This is a genomic window from Micromonospora sp. S4605 (genome assembly GCF_003176715.1).
Classification (GTDB): domain Bacteria; phylum Actinomycetota; class Actinomycetes; order Mycobacteriales; family Micromonosporaceae; genus Micromonospora; species Micromonospora echinaurantiaca.
Map to the genome: position 1 here is coordinate 1 of NZ_QGSW01000047.1, position 13984 is coordinate 13984.

Annotated in this window: 13 protein-coding genes; 6 read left to right on the plus strand and 7 right to left on the minus strand. The window is 72.8% G+C overall.

Annotated features, from left to right (window positions below):
• Window positions 1–45 precede the first annotated feature (45 nt).
• Window positions 46–1311: an MFS transporter gene (locus DLJ47_RS02150; protein ID WP_109898423.1), complete on the plus strand. Its 1266-nt coding sequence runs from the start codon at window positions 46–48 to the stop codon at window positions 1309–1311.
• A 78-nt stretch (window positions 1312–1389) separates the two neighbouring features.
• Here DLJ47_RS02150 and DLJ47_RS02155 read toward each other — a convergent pair whose 3' ends face one another.
• The 5 genes from DLJ47_RS02155 to pdxR all read right to left on the minus strand — a co-directional run bounded on the left by DLJ47_RS02155 (window position 1390) and on the right by pdxR (window position 6894).
• The gene (locus tag DLJ47_RS02155; protein WP_109898424.1) at window positions 1390–3786 is read right to left on the minus strand and encodes a DUF4132 domain-containing protein; all 2397 of its coding nucleotides are present in this window, start codon (window positions 3784–3786) and stop codon (window positions 1390–1392) included.
• Entirely contained in the window at window positions 3786–4172 is a 387-nt protein-coding gene (locus tag DLJ47_RS36115; protein WP_233257615.1) for a hypothetical protein, read from the minus strand. Before DLJ47_RS36115 ends, DLJ47_RS02155 begins: the two co-directional genes overlap by 1 nt.
• Before the next feature lie 120 nt (window positions 4173–4292).
• Complete coding sequence (locus tag DLJ47_RS02165; RefSeq protein WP_109898426.1) at window positions 4293–4814, minus strand: GNAT family N-acetyltransferase; 522 nt, start codon at window positions 4812–4814, stop codon at window positions 4293–4295.
• 39 nt (window positions 4815–4853) lie between these two features.
• Window positions 4854–5315, minus strand: coding sequence for a VOC family protein (locus DLJ47_RS02170; protein ID WP_109898427.1), 462 nt, complete (start codon window positions 5313–5315; stop codon window positions 4854–4856).
• A gap of 166 nt (window positions 5316–5481) precedes the next feature.
• Window positions 5482–6894, minus strand: coding sequence for a MocR-like pyridoxine biosynthesis transcription factor PdxR (gene pdxR, locus DLJ47_RS02175; protein ID WP_109898428.1), 1413 nt, complete (start codon window positions 6892–6894; stop codon window positions 5482–5484).
• 47 nt (window positions 6895–6941) lie between these two features.
• Here pdxR and DLJ47_RS02180 point away from each other — a divergent pair, with 47 nt between their 5' ends.
• Together DLJ47_RS02180 and DLJ47_RS02185 are read left to right on the plus strand one after the other, a co-directional pair.
• Window positions 6942–8207 (plus strand): MFS transporter, encoded by a 1266-nt coding sequence (locus tag DLJ47_RS02180; RefSeq protein ID WP_109898429.1) that lies wholly within the window; start codon window positions 6942–6944, stop codon window positions 8205–8207.
• Window positions 8208–8235: 28 nt separating this feature from the next.
• Window positions 8236–8847 carry a dihydrofolate reductase family protein gene (locus DLJ47_RS02185; protein ID WP_109898430.1) on the plus strand — a complete coding sequence of 204 codons (612 nt, stop codon included), beginning with the start codon at window positions 8236–8238 and terminating at the stop codon, window positions 8845–8847.
• Between the two features lie 79 nt (window positions 8848–8926).
• On the opposite strand, the gene DLJ47_RS02190 is transcribed toward DLJ47_RS02185, so the two are convergent.
• Together DLJ47_RS02190 and bla are read right to left on the minus strand one after the other, a co-directional pair.
• Entirely contained in the window at window positions 8927–10216 is a 1290-nt protein-coding gene (locus DLJ47_RS02190) for a D-alanyl-D-alanine carboxypeptidase family protein (RefSeq protein WP_109898431.1), read from the minus strand.
• An 83-nt stretch (window positions 10217–10299) separates the two neighbouring features.
• Window positions 10300–11202 (minus strand): class A beta-lactamase, encoded by a 903-nt coding sequence (bla, locus tag DLJ47_RS02195; protein WP_109898432.1) that lies wholly within the window; start codon window positions 11200–11202, stop codon window positions 10300–10302.
• 267 nt (window positions 11203–11469) lie between these two features.
• Between bla and DLJ47_RS02200 the strand changes: the two genes are divergently transcribed.
• From DLJ47_RS02200 to DLJ47_RS02210, 3 genes are all read left to right on the plus strand, one after another.
• Window positions 11470–12981, plus strand: a complete 1512-nt coding sequence (locus tag DLJ47_RS02200) for a DHA2 family efflux MFS transporter permease subunit (protein ID WP_109898433.1) — start codon at window positions 11470–11472, stop codon at window positions 12979–12981.
• Complete coding sequence (locus DLJ47_RS02205; protein ID WP_109898434.1) at window positions 12959–13546, plus strand: acyl-CoA-like ligand-binding transcription factor; 588 nt, start codon at window positions 12959–12961, stop codon at window positions 13544–13546. Before DLJ47_RS02200 ends, DLJ47_RS02205 begins: the two co-directional genes overlap by 23 nt.
• A 94-nt stretch (window positions 13547–13640) precedes the next feature.
• Window positions 13641–13984, plus strand: a 344-nt coding sequence (locus DLJ47_RS02210; RefSeq protein WP_109898435.1) for a hypothetical protein, incomplete at its 3' end; no start/stop codon positions are given.

Here is a 13984-nt window from a genome sequence, read left to right on the forward strand (position 1 = left end):
GCGTAGTGCGCGCCGCCGCGGCCGGCGCGCACTACGCTCGCCGGCATGAACGCGGTCCGACCTCCCCTGTGGCGTGACCGCAACTTCGGCACGTACTGGATCGCGCAGTCGCTCTCCGCCGCGGGCGACGCGTTCGCCTACCTGGCGGTGCCGCTGCTCGTGCTGCACGCCACCGGATCGGTGGCCCAGATGGGCCTGCTCACCGCGGTCGCCGGCGCCGCGTCCGTCGGCGCGGGCGTCTTCGGCGGCGTCCTGGTCGACCGCTACGACCGGCGCACCCTGATGATCGCCGCCGACCTGGCCCGGCTGGCGCTCTACAGCCTCATCCCGCTGGCCTGGCTCGCCGGCCCGCAGGTCTGGCTGCTCTTCGTCGTCCTGCCGATCTGCGAAGCCGCCGGCATGGTCTTCCAGGTCGCGGCGGTCACCGCGGTCCGCAACCTGGTCGACCGGGACCGGATCACCGAGGCCAACGGACGCCTGCAGGCCACGTACGCGTTGGCCGCCGTGGGCGGGCCGCTGCTCGCCGGCGTGGTGTCCGCCCGGTTCGGCCCGACGGCGGCCATCGCCATCAACGCGGCCAGCTTCGCCCTGTCGGCCGCCGGCCTCTGGCTGGTCCGGCTCCGCAAGGCCGACGACGACGAACCGACCGGCAGCACCGGCCGGCTCGCCGAGTTCCTCGCCGGCGCCCGGTTCCTCTGGCGTCAGCCCGTGCTCCGCTCGCTGACCGTGCTGCTGTCGGTCTTCATCTTCCTGACGTACGGCTTCACCGACGTGCTCGTCTACCACGTCAAGCACGACCTCGGCGGCTCCGACCGCACCGTCGGCACCGTGCTCGGCCTGGCGGCGCTGGGCACCATCGCCGGGGCGCTGCTGGTCGCGCCGCTGCGCCGGCGGCGCGGCTTCGGCGTCACCTGGGTCGGCGCGCTCTCCACCTGCGGCCTGGCCATCGTGGGCATCGGCCTGGTCGGGAACGTGCCCGCCGTCACCGTGCTCACCGCGGTGTACCTGTGCGGCGTCAGCGTGGGTGGGATCTGCTCCATGTCGTTACGCCAGGAGATCACCCCCGACCACCTGCTCGGCCGGGTCACCTCGGCGTTCTGGAGCACGCACTACTCGCTCGGGCCGGCCGGGGCGGCGGTGCTGACCTGGGCCGCCGGCCGGTACGGTGTCACCGCGGTCGCCGTGGTCGCGGGCACCGGCTGCCTGCTGGTCGCGATCAGCGGGCTGTTCACGCCGATCCGCCGGGCCGGCGCGGAGCCAGCCGCTCCGGAGCCGGCCCTCGCGCCGGCCGTCTCCGGCGAGTCCACCTGACCCGACCGGCTGCCCGAGCCATCGCCCCGCCCACGGCTCGCCGGGTGCGCCGTGCCGTCGCTGCCGTCCGACCCGTGGTCAACGGGCGGCGCGCAGCTGGGCCACGATCGACGGGTCGGTGATCCGGGCGTCGTCGGCGAGCAGGAACGCCTTACTGAGGACCAGCGCCAGCCGGTCGTCCTCGAACGGCAGGAAGACCGACTGCTGCGGTCCGCGCCGGGGCGGCACGATGCAGAGGTACCTGTTGCCCGGCTCCATCAGGATGTTGCCGCTGCCGAGGTGGATCTTGTAGGTGTTCAGCTGTCCCCGTACGACGAGATGGCGCTCGGTCAGCTCGCACCGATCGGCGAGCGTCGTCCGCGGGATGATCCGCTCCAGCGCGGCCCGCCGGGTCTGCGCCGTCGCCGTCAGCTCGGCATGGCTCCCCTGGCGCCAGTAGTCGGCGTGGAGGTCGTCACCACGGTCCATCCAGTGCGGATCGGCGGCGATCGAGGTCACCGACACGAACAGGTCCACGTCGCGCATGGCCTCGCTGAGGACGATGGCCGGAACGTCGGCCAGCGGTGCCGTCCGCCAGGCGCCGCCGACCCGGCGGTCGAACCACACCCGGTCGGTGCTGGCGCACTCCACGCCGTCCGGCTGTTCGTCGCGGTAGTCGTACCGGAACCCGACCCGCCAGGCCCCGCCGGGCAGCACCCGGTACGCGTCGTCGGTGTCCCCACCGTCCCACGGCCCGAGCCGGGAACACGTCCAGCCCCGGCCCTTCAGCAGCGCGTACAACTGTCGATAGTGGACGACGTGCGCGGCGAACCGGTTGGAGTAGGTGTCGGTCTCCAACTCGGCCGGCGTCAGCAGGTAGACCTCCCGGAACGCCTGCTTGACCGGTTGCCGCAGCTGGCGATCGACGAGTTCGTCACGCCAGCGCCGGATCTCCTCGGCCGAGGTGTGCAGCGGGTGCCACAGCCGGATCTCGGCGTCCGGGTCGGGTTCGGGCACGGCCGTTCCGCTCAGCTCCGCGAACCCGTCGCCGGTGGGCAGCACCGCCCGCCACCGGCCGGACGCGTCCGGCACTTCCCAGATGAGGCGCCGCACCACGTTCCACCCGAGACCGTTCGCCGCCAACTCGTCACGCCAGCGGCGGTAGGGCAGCGTGGTGCCGGCGGTGTAGCCCACTTCCAGCGTCCGCGCCACCGTCGCGAGCTGGCCACGGGCCTGCTTCACCAGGTCGCGCAGCTCCTTGACGGTGTCGGCGTGGTCGCGTCGAACGGCCGTCGGGACGGCCGCCAGCGCCCGGCCGTCCGGCCGCCGCCAGGTCAGGTCGACGTCGTGGGACAGGGTGAGGACAGCGTGGTACCCGCCGACGGTCACGGTGCGGACGCCGTCGGGCCCGAACCCGAGGTCGGGCAGCCGGAACGCCACGTCGGGCCGGTCCCCCAGCGCCCGTTCGATCCGCCGCAGCTCGCGGTCGAGCTGCTTGTGGATGCCCTTGTGTCGGGCCGCGGCGCGGGCGGCACGCAACGCGGCCATCGCCTCCGGCGTGGGGAAATCTCCGATGGCGCGGGCAACCTCGTAGAGCAAAGCCTGCGAGGGCGCCGTCCGGGCAGCGGTGGGTGCCACGGCGACACCCGGCAGGAGCTGCCCCAGCAGCTCCGCCAGCCAGGGCTCGTCCCGCAGCAGGGCGACCCGCACCGCCCGGCCGAGCGCACCGGCCTCGTCCCGCTCGAACGCCGCATCCGCCTGGTACGCGATCCGGCCGGCCTGGATGTCGGCGGCCCGGCTGCGTGCCGCGTCGAGCGCCCGGTACGCGAACGACGCGTACTCCGGCAGGTCGGCAAGCCGCTGCCAGATGTCGGGCGGCGGCGGCGGCGAGCTGTACGAGCGCTCACCGCTCGCCTCGGCGAGCAGTGCCTGCGCGGTAGGGCCGAGCCTGGACACCACCGTGGCCTCGTCCCGGGCGATCGAATGCCGCGACCACCCGAACAGCTTGCTCTCGATCCGCCCGGTCAATCCACCGGCGACCCCGGCGAGAGCCAGCACCGTGTATGGATGGGCAGGCCGGTAGCGGTCGACGAGGAGGGTGACCAGTCTGCTGGCCGATTCCGTCGCCTCCGCTGGCAGTGGCCCCTCGCAGCGGACGAGCACGTTGACGGCCAGCACGGCGTAGCCGTCGTAGCCGCCCCGCTCCAGCTTCTCGACGACGACGGAGAGCATGGCGGCACACGCTTCCGGCGTGAACGCCGGCTGCCGCGACCGGCCGGCCGTCACGACGGCCCCCAGCACCCGGTGCGCGGGATGCTGCACCGGCAGACGGAAGGCGACGGGGAGCAGTGTGCCGAGCTCGCGGTCACTGAGCCGGGACGTGTCCACCGGTTCGCGCGCGATCGGGTCGTCCTCGGCGGCGCCGGGGACCGTCATCAGCCGCAGCAGGTCGGCCGCGTACGGCGACAGGGCCGCTTCCGGAAGCACGGCGATCATCAGCCACCGACCAGGGGAACGAGCCGGAGGAACGTGATCTCGCTGCCCGTTCGCAGGTCGACCTGCGTGTCGAGGTCGTCGACCTGCCGGTCGTCGACCAGCACGATGAAACCGTTGCGCCCGAAGGCCTCCACCGCGCGCTCGTACTGGCGCTGCGGGTCCACCGGGCGGTGCTCGTACCTGCCGGGGCCGTTGAGCGCACGCTCGGTCTCCGACGGTTGCACCAGCCCGCGGAACGGGCCCGAGCGCCGGGCGTTGTGCTCGGCGACCTCCTGGAACACCCGGCGACGGATGACCTCGCGCAGCGACAGCCGCTCCTCGAAGATCTCCAGATGCCACGCGCTCTGCTCGCGACCCGCGGTCGTCTCGTCGACGATGCCAATCATCACCACGGCGGTCAGCGTGCCAGACCGGGCCGACACTTCTTCCCGTCCAGTCCCGGCCCGGCTGCAGGACTCCTGCTCGGGGAGTCCACAGTCGAGCGCCAGGCGCTCGCTGACCGGCCGTCAGAGGTCGATCCAGTAACGCCGGGCCGGGCCGAACCTGGTTTCCCCGACGCCTTCGAGGACGCCGCCGCACCGCTCGATCGTCCTCGCCGAGGCGGCGTTGTCGACCGCGCAGACCGCCAGCACCCGATCCAGGCCCAGCGTCCGCGCCTCCGCCAGCATCCGGCCCAGCGCCCAGGTCGCCAGCCCACGGCGGCGCGCGGAGGGCCGGATGCCGTACCCGATGTGCCCGGCCCACCGCACGTAGTCGCTGCTGCCGTGCCGCAGCGCGATCCCGCCGAGCACCCGGTCGTGCTCCACGATCCACCGATAGGTGCAGGGCACCCTGCCGGCGTCCAGCGGCTTCGCCGGATCCGACTGGTCCAGCAGCCGGGCGACCCACGCTGCGAACCCGGCCGGCGAGGTCACGTCGTCGGAGGGATCCAGCCCGAAGCCGTCCTCGTGCTGTCCGGGGCCCCACTCCGCGTGCGCGTCGAGCCAGGCGGTGTGCAGGCGGGTGGTGGGCGCGATCAGTTCGGGCACCCGGCAACGGTAACGCGAGGAGGTGGTACGCCGACCGGGTCAGTCCAAACAGAACTCGTTGCCCTCGGGGTCGGCCATCACGATGTGGCCGGCGCTCAGCGGCGGCTCGGGTTCGTGGCGACGGAGACGCTTCGCGCCCAGCGCGACCAGCCGCTCGCACTCGCGTTCCAGCGCCGCGATCCGCTCTTCGCCCGCCAGTCCGGGAGCGGCCCGGACGTCGAGGTGGACGCGGTTCTTGGCGACCTTGTCCTCCGGCACCTGCTGGAAGAACAGGCGCGGGCCGTGCCCGTCCGGATCCTCGATCGCCGACCTCGTGTTGCGCTGCTCCTCCGGTACGCCGATCCGCGCGAGGAAGTCGTCCCACGCGGCCAGCGGGTCGGCGCCGTCGGGCAGGTCGACGCCGGGCGGGGCGGGGTGGACGTAGCCGAGCACGTCGCGCCAGAAGGAGGACAGCGCCCGCGGGTCGTGGGCGTCGAAGGTGACCTGAATGTGGCGGCTCATCGGGTTGCTCCGTCCATGGTTGGTTTCATGTGCGGGTGGGGGTCGGGCGACAGGCCGACCTCCAGACCGGTGGTGGATCCGGTACGGCACCGGGCGGGGCGCGGTTCCGGTCGAGGTGACCGGCCATGGAGTCACTGTGACAGGTCTTCCGGACAGGATCGGTCCGCTATCGGCGATCCAGTGTGTGCAGGAGGTCGGCGACGATGCTGATGCCCTCGGATATGGCGTCCGGGGTGAGGTTGCCGAAGCCCAGGACGAGCTGTGGTGCGCGTGGCGGCGCTGTCATGCGGTAACGGCTCATGGCGTAGAGGCCGACGGATCGGCGGCGGGCGGCCTCGACTATGGCGTGCTCGTCGGCGCCGGCGGGTAGGTGAGCCACGGCGTGGAAACCGGCGGCCAGGCCGCGAAGCTCGATGTCGGGTGCGTGTTGCCGTAGCGCTTGCACGAGCGCGGTGCGGCGGGCGGCGTAGCGGCGGCGCATGTGGCGCAGATGGCGGTCGTACCGCCCGCTGCCCAGTAGTTCGCCGAGGGCAAGCTGCTCGATGACGGGTGAGCCGCGGTCGGCGAGCTGCTTGTGCTGGGCGACGGCCGCCGCCAGGTGGGGCGGGCTGAGGGCCCAGCCGAGCCGCAACGCCGGTGCCAGTGACTTGCTGACCGAGCCGAGCAGCGCGACCCGGTCGGGGGCGAGGCCCTGCACGGCGCCAACCGGTTCACGGTCGTACCGGAACTCGGCGTCATAGTCGTCCTCGATGATCGTGGCATCTCGGGCGGTGGCCCAGGCGATGACGGCGTGGCGTCGTTCGGGAGCCAGCACGACTCCGGTGGGCGACTGGTGCGCCGGGGTGAGGATCACGGCGCGCGCGTCGGTCGCGGCGAGGGCGTCGACGTCGATGCCGTCGTCATCGACGGGTACGGGGACGACCTTCAGACCCAGCATCGTGGCGATGGCGTGATGGTCTGGATCACCGGGGTCCTCGACGGCGACCGTCCGTACGCCCTCGTCGCCCAGGACGCGCAGGAGCAGTTGCATGCCTTGCGCGAATCCGGCGCAGACGACGAGGTGGTCCGGGTCGGCGGCGGCGCCGCGGACTCGCCGGAGGTGGGCGGCGAGCCCGTCGCGCAGCACCGGGTCGCCGTATGGATCGGGGTAGCCGAGGGCTTCGGCGGGCGCATGACGGCAGGCGCGGCGCACGGCGCGGGTCCACTCGTCGCGGGGAAAGCTCGACAGGTCGGGCACGCCGGGCCGGAAGTCGATTCTGATCGGTGCGCTGTGGGTGACGTGCGTCGGTCCGGCCTGCGGTGGATGGGCGGTCGCGGCGACCCGGGTGGCCGAGCCAGGGACGGCGGCGAGGTAGCCCTCGGCGTGCAGTTGGGCGTAGCACTCGGTGACCAGACCGCGCGAGACGTCAAGGTCTCTGGCCAGCATGCGCGACGACGGAAGGCGGTCGCCGGCGCGCAGCCGACCGGCGCGGATAGCCTCTCGCAGGGCACGTTCAAGCTGGTCTCGTAGCGGTTCTGGGCTGGTCCGGTCAACCCGCAGAAGCAGTTCGGGACTCAAACTGGTCCACTGAGTCGACATGAAACTGGACCTTACTGCCGGACCGGTCGCCGCTCTAGCGTTCGATCATGGTTCAACCCTCGGCAGCCGCATCGGCGAAGATGGTGGAGAAGAGGTCGGTCCAGCCGATCGTGACCGGCCCCATGGTCCGGTTGTTGGTCGCGTCGCTCGGCGCGCTCGGCAGTTTCTACCTGCTGATGCCGGTCGTGCCGTCCTACGCGGCCGCAGCCGGCGCGGGCGGGGTGGGCGCGGGTCTTTCCACCGGCGTTCTGATGCTCGGCACGGTGTTGGCCGAGCTGGCGTCACCGGCCTGGATCCGCAGGTACGGTTACCGGACTGTCATCTCGCTGGCCTTGCTGGTCCTCGGGTTACCGGCTGCCGTGCTGCCGATTTCATCGTGGCCGCCGCTGGTGCTCGGGGTATGCCTGGTGCGTGGCGCGGGCCTGGGGATCGTCTTCGTCGCCGGTTCGGCCCTGGCTGCGGAGTTGGCGCCGGCCGGTCGCCGCAGCGAAGGCCTGGGTCTGTATGGCGCGGCCGTCGGTGTCCCGTCCATCGCCTGCCTCCCTGCCGGCGTATGGCTGAGTGGACACCTCGGCTACCGGCCCGTCTTCTTCGCCGGTGCCGTCCTGGCGTTGCTTGCCCTGTTGGCCGTCCCCGGCCTGCCGGGACGTACGGCGCCGCCCGGGTCCGCGTTGGCCGGATCCGCGCCGAGGGAGTCCGCGCTGACCGAGCCGGCGCGAGCCCAGTCCGCACCGACCGCGACGAAGCCTGACCCGGCCGACGTAGGTGGTCTTGCCGGACCGGCGATGGTTTTCGCCGCTGTGGCGCTGGTAGCCGGCGTGCTGCTCACCTTCCTACCGCTCAGCCTCGCTGCGGCATCGCATCGACTGGCCGCAGTGGCGCTGCTCGTGCAGTCCTGCACCACTCCGCTGGCCCGCTGGGCGGCCGGCCGCTACGGCGACCGGTACGGCGGCGGCATGCTTCTCCCCGCAGTAGTCGCGGTCGCAATGGGTACCGCTGCGCTCGCGTGGGCACCCAACCCCTTGGCGGTTGTCGCCGGCACCGCACTGTTCGGCATCGGGTTCGGCGGGGCCCAGCACGTGACGCTGGCCCTGATGTTCGCCCGCGTGCCGACGTCCGGCTTCGCTCGGGCGAGCGCTTTGTGGAACGTCGCCTACGACGGTGGAATGGGGATCGGGGCCGTCGGCTTCGGACTTCTGCTCGATCCGATCGGGTACTCGGCGGGATTCGTGTGCACCGCCGCCGTGCTGATCACCGTCCTCGTGCCCGCTTGGCGCCAGCGGCACGCCGGTCTCACCGGCGGCCACGCATGACCGGCCAACGAAGAACAAGGAGAACCTGATGGGACACACCCTGCTGAACATGAGCGTGTCGTTGGACGGCTTCGCCGCCGGACCGGATGTCGCCGTCGATCAGCCGATGGGCAGGGGTGGCGAGCGGTTGCACGAATGGCTGTTCCACGGTGACGCCGACCGGGCCGTAGCCGCCGACGGCGTCTCCACAGCCGGCGTCGACGCCGAGCAGGCGCGGGACGTGTTCACCACGACCGGAGCCGTGGTGATCGGCAGACGAACCTTCGACGTCGGGGTCGATCTGTGGCAGGACACTCCGTTTCCGGTGCCGTGCTTCGTGCTCACCCACGAACCACGCGAGGAACTGGTCATGAAGAGCGCCTCGTTCACGTTCATCACCGACGGCATCGACAACGCGCTCCGCCTGGCACGACAAGCGGCGGGTGACCGGAACGTCCTGATCATGGGCGGACCCTCCACCGCCCGCCAATTCGTTCGCCACCGGCTCGTGGACGAGATCCGACTCCAACTGGTACCAGTCCTGCTCGGCACCGGAACCCGACTGTTCGACGACCTGGACACTGGCCACATCGAACTGGAAACAACCGCCGTGATCGAATCACCGCACGTCACCCACCTGCGCTATCGGATCAAGAAATAGACCTCAGCCCGCCAGCGGCCCAAGCGCTGCTGGGCGAGGACCGCGTCGCTGGTGGCCGACCGCGGGTTGCGGGTCTGGGTCAGCGGTGGTGTCGGATGCGGTCCCAGGTGCTCGGCGGCTCCAGCCCTTCGCCGGTGCGCAGGGCGGTGGTGGCCGGAGCGCCCTCGCCGGCGGCCGCGGTGAGCCGGCCGTGCTCGGCGCCGGCCGGCAGTTGCGCCGGTACGGCCGGGAGGTCCAGGTCCAACCGGACTCGCATGCCGGGCCAGCCCAGCACTGTCAGGTCCTCGGTGGCGTTGATCGTGGTGCTGGCGCCGAGCGGTCCGCGTACCGTCGCGACCTGGTCGCCGGCCCGGAGGACCGGGTGCTCCCCGATCGCCTTGGCCGCGGTGCGGACCAGCGGGCGGGTGGCCCGGAACACCCGGTCCAGCTGTACGGGGGTGTTGGCGCCGGGCTGCCCGAGGACGGCGCCGACGATGGTGAGCTTCCGCCCGCCGACGGTGACGACGGCGGCGAAGACCAGGCACCCGCCGGCCTCGTCGGTGGAGCCGGTCTTGATCCCGACGACGCCGTCCTTGCCGACCAGGGAGTTGTAGTTCTTCACGGTGCCGGCGACCGGCAGGGTGGCCGTCCGCTGCGCCACGATCTCGGCGAACGCCGGCAGTTCCATCGCCTTGCGGGCCAGGATCACCTGGTCGACGGCGGTGCTCACGGTGCCCGGGTCGAGCCCGGCCGGGTCGGTGTAGTGGGTGTCGGCCATGCCGAGCGCGGCGGCGGTGTCGTTCATCTTGTCGACGAACGCCTCGACGCTGCCGGCGTCCCAGGCGGCCAGGATCCGCGCCATGTTGTTCGCCGACGGGAGCAGCACCGCTTGCAGCGCCTGACGTTCGGTGAAGACCGCGCCGGCGACCACCGGCACCAGCGACTCCCCGCGCGCCAGTTCCCTCGGGTACGCGGCGGCCTGCGCCGCGCTGACGGTGAGCCGCGGTCCGGGCTCGCCCCGGTCGAGGGGGTGCTCGGTGAGGATGACGTAGGCGGTCATCACCTTGGCCACGCTCGCGATCGGCACCGGGTCGCTGCCGCCCGACGTGCCGAGGGAGCCCAGGCCGTCCACCGTGAGGGCGGCCTGCCCCCGCTGCGGCCACGGGATCGTCGGGGCGGCACCGGGGATGACCGTCGACGCGGGCAGGGTGCGGGTGACCGTCGGTTCCGGCAAGGGACGGCGCAGCGGCTCGACCGCGACCAGCGAGGTACCGGCCAGCAGCACGGTCAGCAGGCCGGTGGTGAGCAGCCAGCGACCGCGGGCGCGTCGCCGGCCCGGCGGTGGTGGGGTAACCGGTCCGGTCACCCGGGCCGTGGCGGAGTAGGTCATCGGTGGTGTCTCCCCGTGTGGCGCGCCCGGCGCGCTGGTGTGGTCTCGAAGGTCTGGTCGGGCGGGGTGCGGGTGCCGGCCGCTCAGGTGAGGGTGGCCACCACGTAGGCGGCGGCGTCGGCGATGAGGGCCTGATCGTATTCGGCGTCCCGGGTGGCCTTGCTGGACATGATCGAAATGACCAGCGGCGCCGAGCCCGGTGGCCAGACCAGGGCGATGTCGTTGAGGGTGCCGTAGTCGCCGGTGCCGGTCTTGTCGGCCACGGTCCAGTCCTTCGGTACGCCGGCCCGGACGCGTCGGGCGCCGGCGCCGGTGGCGTTGCGTTCCAGCAGGCCGCGGAGGAAGGCGCGCTTGTCGGGCGGCAGGGCGTCACCCAGCACGATCTGCTGGTAGTCAACGCCGATCGCGCGCGGTGAGGTGGTGTCGCGGGGGTCGCCGGGGATGGCGGTCACGATGTCCGGCTCGAACCGGTCCATCCGGGTGACCGGGTCACCCAGGCCACGCAGGTACGCGGTCAGTCGGGCCGGGCCGCCGAGGTCGCGCAGCAGGAGGTTGCCGGCGGTGCCGTCGCTGTAGCGGACCGCGGCGTCACAGAGCTGGCGGATCGTCATCCCGGTGGCCACGTGCCGCCGGGTGATGGCGGAGCTTTTCATCAGGTCGCGCTCGGTGTACCGGACGACCGTGTCCAGGTGGGACAGCGGGTTGCCGTGCAGCACGGCCGCCGCGGCCAGGCCCTTGAAGGTGGAGCAGAAGGCGAACCGTTCGTCGGCCCGGTGGGCGATCGTCGCGCCGGTGCCGGTGGCGAGGGCGTACACGCCGAGGCGTGCGTCGTACCGGCGCTCCAGCTCGGTCAGCCGGTGGTGTGGCTGCTCCGGCGGGGTGGCGGTGGGGCTGGCCGTGGCAGGTGTGGTGGTGGCGGAAGCGGCATCGGTGGGGCCGGCCGCGGGGGTGGTGGCGCATCCGGCCACGGGTAGCGCGGCCGCCATCGCCAGGAAGGCGCGGCGAGTGGTGGTCGGTCGTGGTGAGCTGTCGCGGGTTTGCGGCCGGAGCGGCCGTTCGCGGGAGCTGGTCGAGGTTTCCATCGTTGGGTACACGCGCGACCCGCTCGGGCCGGTTGCCGCCGGCGGCAAGCGAGAAGCCGCAATCGGCGGTTCCCGTGTGACCGGCGGCACATCTGTTGCTGAGGCAGTCGCCGTCAAGGATTCTGAGAGTTACTGTCAGAAAGTAGTTACTCTCATTTAGGAGGCGGTGTCATGCAGGGGACGCGTCGTTGGTGGGCCGCCGCGGCGATGGTGCTGGCCATGCTGACCGTGGGTTTCGACGTGACGATCCTGAACGTCGCGCTACCCACGCTCGGGGCGGAACTCGGGGCCAGCACCAGCCAACTCCAGTGGATCGTCGACGCGTACGTGGTGGTGTTCGCCGCGCTGCTGCTGCCGGCCGGCGCGCTCGCCGACCGGTACGGGCGCCGGCTGTTCATCGTCGCGGGCCTGCTGCTCTTCGGTGCGGCCTCGGCGCTGGCCAGCCTCACCACCGACCCGGCGCAGCTCGTCGCCGCCCGGGCGATCATGGGGGTGGGCGGGGCGATCCTCACGCCGGTGACCCTGGCCACCCTGCCCGTCCTCTTCCCGGAGGCGGCTGACCGGCGCAAGGCCATCGCCTCGCTCACCGCCGCCGCCGGAGCCGGTGTCCCGCTCGGTCCGCTGGTCGGCGGCTACCTGCTGGACAACTACTGGTGGGGGTCGGTGTTCCTGGTCAACGTGCCGGTCGCCGCGCTCGCCCTGGTCGCGGTCGCGGTGCTGATTCCCGAGTCGCGCGACCCCGCCCGCAATCCCGTCGACGTGCCGGGCGCGATCCTGTCCACCCTCGGGTTGGTGGCCCTGGTGTACGGGATCATCGAGGGCCCGGTCCGCGGTTGGGGCGACCCGGCGGTGCTGGCGGCCCTCGCCGGCGGCGCCGTCCTGCTGGCCACCCTCCTCGGCTGGCAGCTGCGCGCCCGGTACCCGATGGTCGACCTCGCGCTGTTCCGCAGCCGGCGGTTCCTGCTCGGCTCGGTGGTCGCGACGCTGGCCGCCTTCGCGCTGTTCGGGCTGCTGTTCGTGCTGCCCCAGTACCTGCAGGTGGTGCGCGGGCACGACGCGTTCGGCACCGGGCTGCGGCTGGTGCCGATGATGGCCGGCATGATCGTCGCCGCCAAGGTCGCCGAGTGGCTGGTGGGTGTGCTCGGTAGCAAGATCCCGGTGCTGGCCGGCCTGGTCGTGGCCGCCGCCGGCCTGGGCTGGGGCGCGGCGACCGACCTCGGCACCGCGTACGGCGTCGTGGCGGGCTGGCTCGTGGTGATCGGGTTCGGCACCGGGCTCGCGCTCACCGGCGCGGTCGACGCGGTGCTCGGCGCGCTGCCACCGGCCAAGGCGGGCGCCGGTACCGGGCTGTCGCAGGCGCTGCGCCAGGTGGGCGGCGCCGTCGGGGTGGCCGTCCTGGGCAGCGTGCTCGCCGACGCGTACGCCGGCGGGCTGCCGGCCGGCGCGCCGGAGGCGGCCCGGGACTCGGTCGCCGGCGCGGCGGCCCTCGCCGCGCGGGTGGGCGACCCGGCGCTGCTGGTGGCCGCCCGCACGGCCTACCTCGACGCGATGTCGGCGGTGCTACTGGTCTGCGTCGGGGTGGCGCTGGCCGGCGCGGCGCTCGCCGCCGCCTTCCTGCCCAACCATGCGCCGGCCGCGCCCGGCGAGGAAGAATCGGCCCATGAGTTCACCCGGGCTGCGTGAGCGCAAGAAGCAGAAGACCCGCTGGTCGATCCAGGAGCACGCGCTGCGGCTGTTCCGGGAACAGGGGTACGAGGACACCACCGTGGACCAGATCGCGGCGGCGGCGGAGGTCTCGCCGAGCACCTTCTTCCGGTACTTCAAGACCAAGGAGGACGTCGTCCTCCACGACGAGTGGGACCCGGTCTTCGTCCGGTACCTCACCGAGGCGCCCGCCGGGCTGTCGCTGGTGGCCGCCATGCGGTACGCGCTGCGCGAAGGGCTCGCCGACTTCGACGACGCCGACCGGACGAAGACGCTCCAGCGGGCGGATCTGATGCTGCGGGTGCCGGCGGTGCGGATGCGGCTGCTGGACAACGTGGCGACCACGATCGACCTGATCGCCGAGGCGGCGGCGGCGCGTACCGGCGAGCCGGCGGGCAGCGCGCGGCTGCGGGCGTACGCCGGCGCCTGCTGCGGCGCGCTGCTCGGCGCGATGTCCACCTGGCTGGCCAGCGACCGCAGCGCCGACCCGATCCAGGTCATGGACCAGGCCCTCGCCGAGCTGGAGTCGGGCTTCGGCTCCTGACCAGGCGCCCGGCGGACATCCCGGCGGTGCGGCGTCGTGCCGCTGGGTACCGGCACTCAGGCGCGCCGGCGGCGAGCGACCCTATCGTCGCGGCATGACGTCGACCGTCACGTCCCGCTGGGCCCCGACCACCGTCGCCCTTCTCACGCTGGCCTGGGTGGTGGCGGTACTCGCGACGCTGTGGTGGTGGTTCGGCATCGGTCTGGCGGGTTGGGCGGACCAGCACTCCGGCCAGCCGAGCCGGTCGGCGGGCCGGGAAGCAGCCCGGGCGACGCTGGTGCTGGCCCTGGTGGCGGTGGGCGGGCCGATCCTCGTCGCCGTCGCCGCGTTCACCGGTCGCCTGGTCCGCACCGGAGCGGTCTACCTGGCGGTGGCGATCGTGCTCGGCGCGCTCGTCGCGCCGGTGGCCGCGGACGCGTACCGCACGCAGAACCCGCG